17 protein-coding genes are annotated in these 14,797 nt (G+C 38.1%); 11 read left to right on the forward strand and 6 right to left on the reverse strand.

The window, feature by feature from the left end; genetic code table 11:
* Position 1 precedes the first annotated feature (1 nt).
* From IQ237_RS13630 to grxC, 3 genes are all read right to left on the reverse strand, one after another.
* Positions 2–802 (reverse strand): 1-acyl-sn-glycerol-3-phosphate acyltransferase, encoded by an 801-nt coding sequence (locus IQ237_RS13630; protein WP_194055963.1) that lies wholly within the window; start codon positions 800–802, stop codon positions 2–4.
* Between the two features lie 111 nt (positions 803–913).
* Positions 914–1,399, reverse strand: coding sequence for a tRNA adenosine(34) deaminase TadA (gene tadA / locus IQ237_RS13635; protein ID WP_228020238.1), 486 nt, complete (start codon positions 1,397–1,399; stop codon positions 914–916).
* A 71-nt stretch (positions 1,400–1,470) separates the two neighbouring features.
* On the reverse strand, positions 1,471–1,791 hold the full coding sequence (grxC, locus tag IQ237_RS13640; protein ID WP_194055965.1) for a glutaredoxin 3: 321 nt from the start codon (positions 1,789–1,791) through the stop codon (positions 1,471–1,473).
* Between the two features lie 383 nt (positions 1,792–2,174).
* Between grxC and glpX the strand changes: the two genes are divergently transcribed.
* Together glpX and IQ237_RS13650 are read left to right on the forward strand one after the other, a co-directional pair.
* Positions 2,175–3,212, forward strand: a complete 1,038-nt coding sequence (glpX, locus tag IQ237_RS13645; RefSeq protein WP_194055967.1) for a class II fructose-bisphosphatase — start codon at positions 2,175–2,177, stop codon at positions 3,210–3,212.
* A 131-nt stretch (positions 3,213–3,343) separates the two neighbouring features.
* Positions 3,344–4,630: a glutamyl-tRNA reductase gene (locus IQ237_RS13650; RefSeq protein WP_194055969.1), complete on the forward strand. Its 1,287-nt coding sequence runs from the start codon at positions 3,344–3,346 to the stop codon at positions 4,628–4,630.
* A gap of 85 nt (positions 4,631–4,715) precedes the next feature.
* Here the strand turns inward: IQ237_RS13650 and IQ237_RS13655 are convergent, their stop codons facing one another.
* Positions 4,716–5,048 carry a helix-turn-helix transcriptional regulator gene (locus IQ237_RS13655; RefSeq protein WP_194055971.1) on the reverse strand — a complete coding sequence of 111 codons (333 nt, stop codon included), beginning with the start codon at positions 5,046–5,048 and terminating at the stop codon, positions 4,716–4,718.
* 92 nt (positions 5,049–5,140) lie between these two features.
* Between IQ237_RS13655 and IQ237_RS13660 the strand changes: the two genes are divergently transcribed.
* From IQ237_RS13660 to IQ237_RS13690, 7 genes are all read left to right on the forward strand, one after another.
* Complete coding sequence (locus IQ237_RS13660) at positions 5,141–5,836, forward strand: MBL fold metallo-hydrolase (RefSeq protein ID WP_194055973.1); 696 nt, start codon at positions 5,141–5,143, stop codon at positions 5,834–5,836.
* 101 nt (positions 5,837–5,937) lie between these two features.
* A complete protein-coding gene (locus tag IQ237_RS13665) occupies positions 5,938–6,477 on the forward strand; it encodes a rhodanese-like domain-containing protein (protein ID WP_194055975.1) in 540 nt (179 codons plus the stop codon).
* Between the two features lie 82 nt (positions 6,478–6,559).
* Positions 6,560–7,453 (forward strand): sulfite exporter TauE/SafE family protein, encoded by an 894-nt coding sequence (locus tag IQ237_RS13670; RefSeq protein ID WP_194055977.1) that lies wholly within the window; start codon positions 6,560–6,562, stop codon positions 7,451–7,453.
* A 360-nt stretch (positions 7,454–7,813) separates the two neighbouring features.
* Positions 7,814–8,605 carry a YdcF family protein gene (locus IQ237_RS13675; RefSeq protein WP_194055979.1) on the forward strand — a complete coding sequence of 264 codons (792 nt, stop codon included), beginning with the start codon at positions 7,814–7,816 and terminating at the stop codon, positions 8,603–8,605.
* A gap of 419 nt (positions 8,606–9,024) precedes the next feature.
* A complete protein-coding gene (locus IQ237_RS13680; protein ID WP_194055981.1) occupies positions 9,025–9,237 on the forward strand; it encodes a DUF433 domain-containing protein in 213 nt (70 codons plus the stop codon).
* Between the two features lie 50 nt (positions 9,238–9,287).
* Positions 9,288–9,506, forward strand: coding sequence for a hypothetical protein (locus IQ237_RS13685; protein ID WP_194055983.1), 219 nt, complete (start codon positions 9,288–9,290; stop codon positions 9,504–9,506).
* A complete protein-coding gene (locus IQ237_RS13690; protein WP_228020241.1) occupies positions 9,484–9,915 on the forward strand; it encodes a putative toxin-antitoxin system toxin component, PIN family in 432 nt (143 codons plus the stop codon). Before IQ237_RS13685 ends, IQ237_RS13690 begins: the two co-directional genes overlap by 23 nt.
* A gap of 468 nt (positions 9,916–10,383) precedes the next feature.
* Here IQ237_RS13690 and IQ237_RS13695 read toward each other — a convergent pair whose 3' ends face one another.
* Positions 10,384–10,608, reverse strand: a complete 225-nt coding sequence (locus tag IQ237_RS13695; RefSeq protein WP_194056017.1) for a ferredoxin-thioredoxin reductase variable chain — start codon at positions 10,606–10,608, stop codon at positions 10,384–10,386.
* A gap of 86 nt (positions 10,609–10,694) precedes the next feature.
* Entirely contained in the window at positions 10,695–12,674 is a 1,980-nt protein-coding gene (locus IQ237_RS13700) for a PP2C family serine/threonine-protein phosphatase (RefSeq protein WP_194055984.1), read from the reverse strand.
* A 600-nt stretch (positions 12,675–13,274) separates the two neighbouring features.
* On the opposite strand from IQ237_RS13700, the gene IQ237_RS13705 reads away from it, so the two are divergent.
* Entirely contained in the window at positions 13,275–13,706 is a 432-nt protein-coding gene (locus tag IQ237_RS13705) for an NfeD family protein (protein ID WP_194055985.1), read from the forward strand.
* 72 nt (positions 13,707–13,778) lie between these two features.
* Positions 13,779–14,762 (forward strand): SPFH domain-containing protein, encoded by a 984-nt coding sequence (locus IQ237_RS13710; RefSeq protein ID WP_194055990.1) that lies wholly within the window; start codon positions 13,779–13,781, stop codon positions 14,760–14,762.
* Positions 14,763–14,797: the final 35 nt, after the last annotated feature.

The following is a 14,797-nucleotide window of genomic DNA, read 5'->3' on the forward strand; positions in this document are numbered from 1 at the left end:
CCTAAATGTGTATCTCATCTCTATGGTTTCGCCACACTTCGTGAAGGGAATCTGCTGGATGTGATATAATTTGTGATTGTTGATGGCTTAATTGTTGTAATCTATTTGTTAAATCTGCGATCAATTTTTTAGCATTTTGTTTTAAACATCCTGGAATATAATCTTGCACTTTTATAGGTTCAGCAATTTGAATATTTACATCTGTTCCCCAATTGGGATAAGGTTGACTATAGTTAATAGCTACAGGAATAATTTTGATTTCTAACCCTAGATGCAGATGTTCTGCACTTAAAGCTAAACGCGCAACACCTGATTTTAAAGGGTGAACTTTGCTATCTCGAAAAATATCACCTTCGGGATAAATCACCAACATTTCTCCCTGTGAAATTAACTCTACTGTATGACGCAAGGCGGCGATCGCAGGTTTTTGAGTATCTACAGGAAAACCTCCCATGCGTTTTACCAACCAACCTTGTATTCCTTGACACTCACTGCTTGTCACCATAAATCGCATATCTCGACCACTAACATAACGACCTGTAGCATAGGGTAACAGCAAGGAATCCCAACGGGAACGGTGAGTAGGTGCAAGAATCACTGGTCCAGTTTTGGGGATATTTTCTTGCCCCAAGATGTCAATTTTACCAAAATACATAGGTATCACCACATTATGCCCTAAACTATAGGCTAAAGAAGTTAACCAAGGGGAAACCTGTGATCTACTAAAAACCACCTTAGAAGTTTCAGAGATATTTGTTAGTTGAGAGGGGGACTTGGTAGACGCAGAGTAAAATTCCTTCATAACGGTGGCTGAAATTTAGCTGGTAAAATGTGACGCAAACTTGATTATGTCCACCGTAAATTTTCTTGAGTAATTTTTGTTTTCCTATCTGGACAGTTTAACCTCTGTCTGTTATTTATGCTTATGTCTTTTTGCTGCAAACCAGGACTGTAATTGTTGACGACAAGCTGATTCTAGAATACCTCCTACTACTTGTAAACGGTGATTGGATGCGGGGCTTGAGGGTATGTTAATAACAGTACGTATCGAACCAGTTTTGGTATCGTCCACACCATAGACAATTGTCGCCAAACGTGCATGGACTATAGCACCTGCACACATTGGACATGGTTCTAATGTGACGTAAAGGGTACATTGATCTAAACGCCAACTTTGTAAGGTTTTTGCGGCTGAACGAATAGCGATCACTTCCGCATGGGCAGTAGGGTCTTTGTCTCTTTCTTTTCTATTTTCACCTGTAGCTATTAAATTACCTGCTGCATCAACAATAACTGCACCTACAGGAACTTCCCCCGCTTCACCTGCTACCTGTGCTAATTCTAAAGCCTGATGCATCCATTTTTGGTGATTGGTGATTGGTGATTGGTGATTGGTCATCAGTTATTAATCCCCCCCTGCTTCCCCTGCTTCCCCTACTTTCTTCACTGTCACCTGTCACCTGTCACCTGTCACCTGTCACCTGTCACTTCAAATAACAACGGATCGAGTTGACCTTTTGTATCTAGTGCATACAGATCATCACAACCGCCAATATGCTGATTATTAATAAATATTTGCGGTACGCTACGGCGACCGTTGGCGCGTTCTGCCATTTTTGATCTCGCTTCTTCGTTACCGTCTATTTTGTATTCAGTAAATTTTACACCTTTCCAAGATAACAGCATTTTGGCACGGATACAATAGGGGCAGGTCTGCCATGTATATATTTCTACGTTAGCTTTAATGCGTTCTGGATGTCGATCTAAAAGGGAGTTAATAAAGTCCAGCATAGTTTTAATAGTTTTATCTGTGGAGAATTTTGCGATTAATATTTAGCTGAGATCATTAGACATCTTGTGGTAATGGATGTAGAGATGTTGTATACAACGTATCTACAAGGGTTTCCAACCACGCACATTTAATTACCACCAGATATCTATTTAGCCAATTATACTTTTGTCTGTATTCTTGGCAGATTTTGTGATCAGGCAATTTTTAACTCCTACCTGATGAATACAAAATTACTGTTATTTTCTAGCATTTTGACCACTTGGGATAATTAATAGCAGTAAAACTTAACTTTGTTCTATATGTATCCTTACTTTGGTAGACTTAAAGACTGAAATGGCTAGATAAAAACGACGCTAAGATCAGCAATCAAGAGGGGAGTCCTGTGGAAAATACAATTGGTTTAGAGATTATTGAGGTTGTCGAGCAAGCAGCGATCGCCTCTGCAAAGTGGATGGGTAAGGGTGAAAAGAATACTGCTGACCAGGTAGCAGTGGAAGCTATGCGCGAACGCATGAATAAAATCTATATGCGCGGTCGCATTGTGATCGGTGAAGGTGAACGTGATGACGCTCCCATGCTTTACATCGGTGAAGAAGTAGGTATTTGTGCTAATCCCGAAGCTAAAGCACAATGCAACCCTGATGAATTAATTGAAATTGATATCGCTGTTGACCCCTGCGAAGGTACTAACTTGGTAGCTTACGGACAACCCGGTTCAATGGCCGTTTTGGCAATTTCTGAAAAAGGTGGTTTATTTGCTGCTCCTGACTTCTACATGAAGAAGTTGGCAGCACCCCCAGCAGCTAAGGGTAAGGTTGATATCAACAAGTCAGCTACCGAAAACTTGAAGATTCTTTCTGAGTGTTTAGGTCGCTCTATCGAAGAACTTGTAGTAGTTGTGATGAAGCGCGAACGCCACAACGATTTAATCAAAGAAATCCGCGAAGCTGGCGCAAGAGTACAATTAATTTCTGATGGTGACGTAGGTGCAGCTTTATCTTGTGGTTTTGCTGGTACTAATATTCACGCGCTGATGGGTATTGGTGCTGCTCCTGAAGGTGTAATTTCTGCTGCGGCTATGCGTGCTTTAGGCGGTCACTTCCAAGGTCAGTTAATCTATGATCCTGAAGTTGTGAAAACTGGTTTGATTGGTGAAAGCAAACAATCTAATTTAGATCGTCTAACTTCTATGGGTATCACTGATCCAGATAAGGTTTATGATGCTCATGAATTGGCATCTGGTAATACTGTTCTCTTTGCTGCTTGTGGTATCACTTCTGGTAACTTGATGCAAGGTGTACGTTTCTTCCACGGTGGTGCTAGAACTCAAAGTTTGGTTATTTCTAGCCAGTCTAAGACTGCTCGCTTTGTAGATACCATTCATATGTTTGAACAACCCAAAGTTGTACAACTGCACTAAGTAATTTTGGATTTTGGATTTTGGATTTTGGATTAAATTAACTCCAATCTAAAATCTAAAATCTAAAATCTGAAATCTAAAATTTTCTTACCCATTACAAATTATCCATTTAAGAATTTAAGAAATAAAAGATGAATATTGCAGTGGTGGGGTTAAGCCATAAAACAGCCCCAGTAGAAGTAAGAGAAAAACTCAGTATTCCTGAACCTCAAACCGAAGGTGCGATCGCTCATCTCCTCAGCTATCCTCATATTGATGAGGTGGCTATTCTTAGCACCTGTAACCGTCTAGAAATTTACATTATTAGCAGTGAAATTACTTACGGTATTCAAGAAGTTACTCAGTTTCTGGCAGAACACAGCAAACTACCTATCATATCTTTGCGTCAACATTTATTTACTTTGATGCACTCTGACGCTGTGACTCATGTGATGCGAGTTGCTGCTGGTTTGGATAGTTTGGTTCTCGGTGAAGGTCAAATTCTGGCTCAGGTGAAAAATACTCACAAACTGGGACAACAATTTAATGGTATAAAAACAATTTTAAATCGCTTATTTAAACAAGCTATCACCGCAGGTAAACGAGTCCGTACAGAAACTAGTATTGGTACTGGTGCAGTTTCTATTAGTTCTGCTGCTGTGGAATTAGCGCAAATTAAGGTAGAAAATTTAGCTCCCTATCGGATCGCTATTCTCGGTGCGGGGAAAATGTCGCGGTTACTTGTACAACACCTAATTTCTAAAGGTGCAACTCGAATTGCTATTGTGAACCGTTCCCGTGAACGTGCGGAAGAATTAGCAAAGCAGTTCTCAGAAGTACCTATTAAAATACATCTGTTACCAGAAATGATATCTGTGGTTTCCCATAGTGATATAGTATTTACTAGCACTTCTTCAACTGAGCCAATTTTGGATCGTGCTAAGTTAGAAATGGTTTTAGAGCCTAAGCACTCGTTGATGTTATTTGATATTTCTGTACCTAGAAATGTTGATGCAGATGTAAACGATTTGCCAAATGTCCAGGCTTTTAATGTGGATGATTTAAAGGCTGTTGTAGCGCAAAATTACGAAAGTCGTCGTAAAATGGCACAGGAAGCCGAAAAAATCCTAGATGAAGAGGTGGCAGATTTTGATGTGTGGTGGCGGAGTTTAGAAACTGTCTCTACTATCAGTTCTTTGCGGAATAAAGTGGAAAACATCCGCGAGCAAGAATTACAAAAAGCACTTTCTCGCTTAGGGTCAGAATTTGGTGAAAAACACCAAGAAGTGATTGAAGCTCTCACACGAGGAATAGTAAATAAAATTTTACATGATCCAATGGTACAACTACGGTCGCAACAAGATGTTGAAGCCAGACGTAATTGTATGCAAACGCTGCAAATGTTATTTAATTTAGATGCAGAAGAGCAGTTTAGTTAAGGAAGGAGTCAGGAGTCAGGAGTTCAAGGAGTCAGGAGTTCAAGGATAATTTAACCCAGTCACCAGTCACCTGTCACCTGTCACCTCATAGCTTGAGTTTTTCTAGCTGCTTGGTTTGTTCTTCGAGTCTCACTTGTAGGCGATCGCATACTAAATCACACAATTGAAATAATATCGGATCAGCAATTTCATAAATGACGCTGACTCCTTCGGGTGTTCTTTTGACAATACCCGCTTGAGTTAAAATTTTTAGATGCTTTGATACATTTGCTTGTCCTAGTCCAGTCTTAGCTATGATTTGGGTTACATTCTTAGGTCCTGTTTTTAAACAACATAGAACTTGTAACCGACTGACTTCAGATAGCACTTTGAAATATTCTGCAACATGGCTAAGAGCGCCCGGTAATACATCTGACATAAAAAACCAAAAAAAATTTTATAACTTTATATTGACTATATCACCATATAGTAATATGATCAGGTCATGAGGTAATAAATTCAGGTGTAAATATGTTATTTCGCCAACTTTTTGACAAAGAATCTAGTACATATACTTACTTAATTGCTAACGAGACGACAAAAGCGGCTGTTTTGGTTGATCCTGTCTTGGAACAGGTAGAACGGGATCTAAAGCTAATTGAGGAGTTAGGATTAACACTACACTACTGTTTAGAAACTCACATCCATGCAGATCATATCACAGGTACAGGTAAATTACGTGAACTAACTGGATGTTTGGGAGTTGTACCGGCAAATGCACCAGCAAATTGTGCGGATCAACAAATGCAAGATGGGGAAATTTTACAATTAGATTCTATTGTAATTGAAGCGATCGCCACCCCAGGACATACAGATAGTCATCTTGCTTATTTGGTTAACAAAGAAAGATTATTAACCGGCGATTCTTTGTTAATTCGTGGTTGTGGAAGAACCGATTTTCAAAGCGGTAATGCGGGAATTTTGTTTGATGTTATTACCCAAAAAATGTTTACTCTTCCTGATGAAACATTAGTGTATCCTGGACATGATTACAAAGGTTTTACAGTTTCTACTATTGGGGAAGAAAAGCAATATAATCCTCGATTTAAAGGACATAATCGGGAAAGTTTTATTCAATTAATGAATAGTTTAAATTTACCTAATCCCCAAAAAATGATGGCTGCTGTTCCAGCAAATGAAAAGTGTGGAAATGCTATTGCAGTTTAATATTTTAGGATGTTTCTCACGCAGAGACGCAGAGTAAGCAGAGTTTTGAATTGCAGTGTTTTTAATATTTGGTAAACAGGATTTTTAGGAGTTTTGAGAAAATGACTATTTCAGTTAAACAGGAATTACATTTTGTTGATGTTGCTGGTGTTAAGGAGTTAATGGAAAACCAACAGGTTCATTTAATAGATGTGCGAGAAATGTCAGAATATGCAGGTGAACATATTCCCGGTTCTCAAGTTTTACCTCTTTCTCAATTTGCACCAGAACAAGTTAAATTAATTCCTGGTAAACAAGTTGTTATTTACTGTCAGTCTGGGAATAGATCCAATAAAGCAGCACAAAAATTAATTCAATCTGGGTTTGTAGATTTTTGTCAGTTACAAGGTGGAATTACTGCCTGGAAACAGTCAGGATATCCGACTAAGGTTAATAAGAATGCTCCCATTAGTTTGATAAGACAAGTACAAATAGTTGCAGGTTCTTTGGTGTTTATGGGAACTGTTTTAGGGGCGTTTGTTTCTCCTTGGTTTTTAGTTTTAAGCGGTTTTGTGGGTGCTGGTTTGGTATTTGCAGGGGTGACTAATACCTGTGCAATGGGTATGTTATTAGCTAAGTTACCTTATAACCAACGTGGTTAAAATTGCCAAATCAAAATCAGATCCCGGACTTTTTAAAGAAGTACGGGATCTAAGAATTAAAAATTAAAAATTACGAATTATTATGATGTGGATATTAGGACATATTTTAGCAACGGGAATTGGTATTAGTTTAGGTTTAATTGGTGGTGGTGGTTCGGTTTTAGCTTTACCAATTTTAGTTTATGTAATGGGTGTACCAACAAAACCCGCTATTGCTATGACTTTAGTAATTGTAGGTACTGTGAGTTTAATTGGTTTAATTCCTCATTGGAAAAAGGGAAATATTAATTTTAAAAAAGCATTTATTTTTGGTTCTGCTACTATGTTGGGTGCTTTTTTAGGGGCAAAAATCGCCGGTTTACCATTTGTTACTGATAATTTACAAATGCTGCTGTTTGCAATTATGATGCTGGTAGCAGCAAGTTTAATGATTAAGAGAAGTTTGAAAAATTCCACTAAATTATCTTCAGAAGATCACTTAGAAAATATCAAAACCGAAGTTTATCAACCTCCTGTTTGTAAGTATTGTTGGTTATGGTTGTTAACTGAAGGTTTGGGGGTGGGAATATTAACTGGTTTAGTGGGTGTTGGGGGAGGTTTTGCTATTGTTCCCGCTTTGGTGATTTTGGGTAAAACACCGATGAAAGAAGCTATTGGTACTTCTTTGTTAATTTTAGTTGTTAATGCAATTTCTGGTTTTTTAGGTTATCTAGGACAAGTTGATTTAGATTGGAATTTAATCGGATCTTTTGTGATTGCTGCTAGTTTGGGTAGTTTTTTTGGTGCTTATTTATCTCAATTTATTGATGGTAAAAAATTACAAAAATATTTTGGTTATTTTTTAATAGCTGTAGCGGCTTTTGTGTTATTTCAAAATCAAAGTCAAAGTGCTTCTCAAAGAAAAAAATCAGCTTTAAATTGGCAAGATAAAGTAACTATTCTGAATCCTGTACAGACTGCCCAGCGGTATCTATAGTAATAGAAAAGGCAGTCAGGATATGAACTGATGATAAAACCTCAAGATAAAAAGATGGAAAATTTTGTTACTTGTGATACTCTTATAAGGTCATACGGTAATAATGATCAATACTTTTGCCATCTTCCCGTAGGTTGGGTTTACCGTGTGGAAACCCAACGTAAACTCAACGTATTTGTTGGGTTTTGTTCCATTGCTTCGCAACGCTAACGCGAACAACCCAACCTACAAATCAAGATATTTTTGATTTTGGCGAAGGTATTAAATGATAAAAATATTTATGTCGGGGTTTAGCATTACTAAATCTTTACTGACTTCTGCCTCCTACTATATCTACTAAATGGTGAATTATTAACAATAATGTTTCTATATCTTTCTAAACTACTGCCTTTGTTTTTTTATCCTTTGGGATTAGCTTGTGTTAGTTTGATAGTGGCTTTGGTAACTTTGTGGAAACGTCCAAAAATTGCGGCTGTTTGTATTTCTCTATCTTTAACTTTATTATTGGTTGGTGGTAATGCTTGGGTGGCTAAAAATCTGGTGCGATCGCTAGAATGGCAAAATATCCCCCTTGCGGAAATACCCCAAGCTGAGGCTATTGTGGTTTTGGGTGGTGCTACTAAATCAGCGGTTTGGCCTCGTCCGACGGTTGATTTAAGTGAAGCAGGCGATCGCGTGATTTATGCGGCTCAACTCTATCGGCAAAAAAAAGCACCTCTAATTATTTTAAGTGGTGGTCGCATTGATTGGCGTGGTAGCGGTTCTCCTGAATCAGCAGATATGGCTACTATTCTCACATCTTTGGGTATACCAACCGAAGCTATTATTCAAGAACCAAATTCTTTAAACACCTATCAAAATGCTGTTAATGTGCAGAAAATTCTCGAAAATCGAGGAATTAAAAAAGTATTGTTAGTCACTTCGGCAATGCACCTACCGCGATCGCTCAAAATTTTTGAACGTCAAAATATTGATGTCATTCCTACACCTACAGACTTTCTTGTTAGTCGGGGTGAGTTGGAAGAATTAACCAGCACTCCCAAAGCCGCTATACTAAATTTATTACCTGATGCTGATAACTTGAATCAATTTACCAGTGCTTTAAAAGAATATATTGGACGTTTTGTTTATGGTTTACGGGGTTGGTTGTAAGAGGATGTTTGAAAAGTCCCTCATGATATGTATTAAATATCTTCAGATCCCCCTAAATCCCAGGGCTGTTTCATTCCTTTAGGAGGGTACATTTGTCAATATTTTTAGTGATAGTTTTTGAAACAAAATTGATGTGAACCTCACATAATTGATTCAAAAATCACAAATTTTCCCCCGGAAAATCAGAGCGATCGCCAAAATCGAATCTTGACATTATGAACCTTTTGGGGAATGAAACAGCCCTGCCTTAGTTAAGGGGGCTTTTAGTTTATATTTTAAACCTATAGGGCATTGCTTTGAGATTGGTTTGAATGAGATAGGGTTGAAAGTGCGATGATGGTAATGAGCAAAGGGCGATTCGCTGTTCATTTTTCAGATTTAGATAATATAATTAATTAGAGATAAAAAGTAGCTTAAACATGAACTACCAAGACATTATCACCATTGAACCAGGAAAACGTAGCGGAAAACCTTGTATTCGCGGAATGCGTATAACCGTATATGACATTTTAGAATATCTCGCAGGTGGTATGACAGAAGCAGAAATACTCGAAGATTTTTCAGAACTCACATCTGAAGATATTAAAGCTTGTTTATCTTTTGCTGCTGAGAGAGAAAAAAATTATTTGTAAATGTGAAATGCTATAATTAAATAACTGTAATTTATTTTTCTCCTCAAAATATGGAAACAATCGCCATTCAAGTTGATGCTGAACTAGCCAAAGCTTATCAAGAAGCAGCACCACAAAAACAGCAAAAAATTCAGACTATTATTAACGACTTGCTCAAATTAATTATTCAAGATAAATCCCTGGATGACATTATTCAAGAAATGCAAGAACAAGCTCAAGATAAGGGGTTAACTCAAGAAATTTTAGATGAGATTCTTCAGCATGGATGAATTGCGGTTTGTTATTGATACAAACATTCTAGTGAGTGCAGTATTGATTAATTCATCTGTTCCAGATGTGGCATTCAAAAAAGCCAATAATTTAGGAATAATGTTATTTTCAGATGCGACTTTTCAAGAACTACAAGAAATTCTTAATCGCTCAAAATTCGATAAATATATTTCCTTGAATATTCGTACTCAGTTCTTAGCCAAATTAAAACTTGAATCAGAAGCAGTTGAAATAGTCCAGATCATCAAAGAATGTAGAGATCCAAAAGATGATAAATTTCTGGAGGTTGCTATTAATGGTAATGCAACTCATATGATTACAGGAGATAAAGATTTATTAGCACTTCATCCATTTAGAGGAGTTGATATTATTACAGCTACCCAATTTTTAGAAATTTTCTCAGATTGATCATCAAATGCGATGATGGTAATTTCTTCACTAATCTGCATAGTCAAGATTTGGGAATTGTATTTCTATTATGATATTGGTAGTATTGTTTATGGTTTACGGGGTTGGTTGTGAGTGACTGGTGACTGGTGACTGGGAAAAATTCACTAATAACCAATGACTAATGACTAATAACTAATGACTATTAACAATGGAAAATTACAGCAGATTCCATTGCTATGAGGTACAAATTTTAATAATAAAACTCTTGTCGGGTGGGCATACTTCGACAACCTCAGTACAAGTCTTGCCCACCCGTGGTGTACCTCATAACACCAGAAAGTGCTGTAACAATGGACAATTGACAATTACTTCGCCTTACCTGGAAGTAAGAGGATTGGGAAATAGTAAATTTTTTCTTTTTTTCTTCTGGGAAGGAGAGATTTTGAACCTTGAATGAAACAATTGTCAATTGTCAATTATCAATTATCAATTGATAACCTCTAATTCATTCTCACGTAAATGAGCTTTAAATTTTTTGCTAAACTGAACTAAAATTGGCAGGTTAGCACTGACAGGTCTACCTTGCCATTGAGTAACAACAGCAGAAATTTCCCCTTCAGATCCTTTAAGGTCAAAACCCTGACCCCGATGCTCAGGATGATGATAAACTACTACCGACTCTTTTACACGAACGCGATCGCCAATATTCATAGTATTATTTATACCTAATTTTTCTTGATTACTGAATTGATTGACTGGGATGATTTTACCATATCTTGACATTCAAGAAATATAGCTTATTGGCGCTGGGGGCAGAATTGTTGTAATTCTGGGGGAAGTTGCTGACACAACCGCCCAAAAGACTGGGGTTGAAGTTGCCACCAAGCAAATAAGCCTAAACTTGTACCTCCAACCAACAAAGCTAAAAATCCGCCTAAAACTAAGACCAGTTTACCCCGATTTGCTGCTTTAACAGAAGTAGAAGCTGATTCTTCACTGAGATTCAAATCCATTAAAGCTTGGGAACTCTCTGCTAAATAATCTACTGCTGGTGCTTGCGCTTCAAAAGTTTCTGTTTCTGTGCTTGTGATTCCTAATTCCTCTGTTTCTGATGTTTCTAATACTATTGGTACAGGTGTAACAGCTACTAAATGGGCTTGGGAAGTACGGACAACCGTAAGAACAATAGATGTATTATCTTGACCGTTTTTTTCATTTGCCAATTTTACCCAGTTATGTGCTGCATCTTCCACTGTCAGTTTACCTGTTAACAGGGGAATTACATAATTCTGCCAAGATTTTTCTACCCAATCATGATCACTTAAACCATCGGAACATAATAATAAAATCCCGTCTTCTTCCAAAATAAAGCGTTTGATGGCAAATTGTAGAGATTCGGCTTCTTTTGTTCCTAATGCTTGGGTGAGTGCATGGGCGTTAGCTGTTGTGATTGCTTGACGATACAAACTTTGACCAAAACACACTTCCCTGGTTGCCATATCATCATCTATGGTTAGTAGTTGGCAATAGCTGGGAGTAATCCAATAAGCACGACTATCACCAACATTAGCTATATAAAGTTCATGAGTATTTTCTGATTCCCATCCTGTATTGGTAACTATACGTTGCGGTAATTGTATGGACATGACTAATGTGGTGGCCATGCGTTCTCTACCTTGGCGGTTTTGTTCGTCGTTGCGTGACCAGATCATATTATTTACTACCCGCAAACTAGCTGCTAGTTGTTGCTGCAACAAGTCTGGGGGGACAATTTCTGTTTGTTCGGCTACATCTTGTAACCAAGCACGGATTTGCAATTTTAAGGACTGAACTGCTAGTTGACTAGCAACTTCGCCACCTTCATGTCCGTCAATACCATCACAAACTACTGATAAATGCTGATTTAAATAGTTATCTAACTTATCAGTAGTATTAGGGAAACAACTGTCCTCATTGTGTTTCATCACAAGACCTGCATCTGTAAACCCAGCAACTTTCATCATTAATGGTAATTCTGCTGCTGATGCTAGTAATAATTGATTAAGTTGATGACTAATAGTAGTAAAATTTACTTCACCTTGACACATCTGCTGGATGATATTACTTAAACCAGGGGCTATTTCGGCTTTTGCTACCAGTACCCATGAGTGCCAAGATTGCCCCAAGTGCTGTAAAGTGAGTTTTTCTGTTGTTTGGTATAGTTCTAGTAATTTGATACACCAACCTTGAACGAGGATGTTATTTGGTGATAGTAAACTTGCAGCTACTCCCTCTTCTGATAAGGGTTTCCACAGTTGGAGAATTTGCCATAGCCAGTATAATTGTCTAACTGCTTTTGCTTCTTCCCACACTTCGGTAATGATGGGGTAGAGATTGCCTTTTGTATCTATAGGTGTATTTTCTAATAAGAGAATATCATTTATGTCTTCTGTGTCTTCTGTGTCTTCGGTTGTAGAAGTTGTAAATCCGTAGGGTTGGGGGATGTGTAACCGTTCTGGATATAATTTTAGGTAGGGGATAACTGCCGGGGGCAGTTCTGATGGTATTTCTGGTGGTTTTCCTGGTTGGGTATCTAGCCAAATTTGTTGTGTAATTACCTCATATCTGTCGGCAATTTTTGTTTCTGGGAGTATGTTGGCTGCATTTGTGCCGATCGCCCACAGATAGCGGTAAACTAATGGTGTTTGACAAGTTTTACAAAGGCGATCGCCTAGATTATTAATCGGTTGTTCACAGTCGGGATTGATACAATGAATGGTTCGGTTAGTAGAATTCATAAATGTATAAAGTAAGGAGTCAGGAGTCAGAAGTCAGGAGTCAGGAGTCAGGAGTCAGGAGTCAGGAGTCAGGAGTCAGGAGGAAGAAGAACTAATTTTTGTATTTTGCACTCTGCACCCTACACTGAGTCGGGAGAATAGTTAGATCAGAAATTATAAATATTTAAGAACTTAACAAAAAGATTAAGCATAATACTCAAAGTTTGATTTATGCTACATATTCTATTTTTGAGCTTGAGTTGTGAGTGTATAAATTATAAAGAAATTCAGGTGAATTTAGATGAAATTGGGATGTTAATTACTAGAATAGGAATCAACTATGTTTGTTTGTATGCTCCTGTTGATAGGTTTGTACTTTAACAATACCTTTGCCATTTTCCCGTAGGTTGGGTTTACCGTGTGGAAACCCAACGTAAACTCAACGTATTTGTTGGGTTTCGTTCCTCAACCCAACCTACAAATCAAGATATTTTTGATTTTGGCGAAGGTATTGACTTTAAATCAAAAATTTCTTTCCGTAAATAGTGATGGTTGAGATGTAGTTAATCACAAAATAATATTGGGGTTAAATTTTTTGTTTTTATTGTCTGGGATGGCGTTATGCCAACTTTTACCTTAATCTGGCTGGTAGTAGGTATAGTTCTGTGTTTGATGGAACTTTTGTTACCAACTGCCTTTGTAGAATTTATGATGGGAATTAGTGCCTTTGCGGTGGCGCTACTTTCTTATTTGGGTTTGAGCAGTTTATGGCTACAAGTTATTCTTTGGCTGTTGCTTTCCACGGTTTTGGTTGTGTTTTCCCGCAGGTTTCTGCAACCACCAACACGCAGATCAAAAATCTCTGATGCGGTGATTGGCGAAACTTTAACAGAAATTTTACCAGGTCAGGCGGGACGGGTGCTATATGAGGGTAATTCCTGGCGGGCTAGATGCGATGATGACAAACTCAGTTTAGCACCAGGGCAAAAAGTTTATGTCGTAAGTAGAGAAGGCACGACTTTAATTGTGATGCCAGAAAATATTTTAAGGTGACAGGTGACAGGTGCTACGCCACGGTGACAGATAAGAGTTTTCAAAGCATTGTATTTTCGGAGATTTATAAAAATGGGTCAGTTGATATTGTTACTTGCTTTGGCTTTTGGGGGCGGTACTGTTGTCCTCAAATCAATTAGAGTGATTAATCAAGGTGATGAAGCTTTGGTGGAAAGTTTGGGTAGTTATAAGAAAAAGCTTGGTCCGGGCTTAAATATGATTAATCCTTTTTTCGATAATATTGTGTATAAGCAAACGATTCGGGAAAAGGTTTTAGATATTCCTCCTCAGCAATGTATCACCCGTGACAATGTTTCCATTACTGTTGATGCGGTGGTGTATTGGCGGATCGTGGATATGGAGAAAGCTTACTATAAAGTAGAAAATCTCCAATCAGCGATGGTTAATTTGGTTTTAACTCAAATTCGCTCGGAAATGGGACAATTGGAGTTAGATCAGACTTTTACAGCCAGAACTCAAATTAATGAAATTTTGCTGAGAGATTTAGATATTGCTACTGATCCTTGGGGTGTAAAAGTTACACGGGTGGAATTGAGAGATATTATTCCATCTAAGGCGGTGCAAGAGTCTATGGAATTGCAAATGTCCGCAGAAAGACGCAAACGGGCAGCAATTTTAACATCTGAAGGTGATCGAGAGTCAGCGGTAAATAGTGCCAGGGGTAAAGCGGATGCTCAAATTTTGGATGCGGAAGCGCGACAAAAGGCGATAATTTTACAAGCGGAAGCGGAACAAAAGGCGCTGATTTTAAAAGCGCAAGCAGAAAGACAGCAGCAGGTTTTGAAAGCACAGGCGATCGCAGAGTCAGCAGAAATTCTTGCCCACAGAATGACAGCTAACCCAGAAGCACACAAAGCGATAGAAGTTTTAATGGCCTTGGGTTATTTGGATATGGCGACTATTATCGGTAAGAGCGATAGTAGCAAGGTAATGTTTATGGACCCCCGCAACATTCCAGCTACTTTTGAAGGTATGCGTTCTATTGTCTCTGATATTCCTAATGTTTCTCATTCTTTGTTGGAGAATAGGGAATAGAGACTGGGGACTGGGGACTGGGGACTGGTGACTGG

This window comes from Sphaerospermopsis sp. LEGE 08334 (assembly GCF_015207205.1).
Lineage (GTDB): Bacteria > Cyanobacteriota > Cyanobacteriia > Cyanobacteriales > Nostocaceae > Sphaerospermopsis.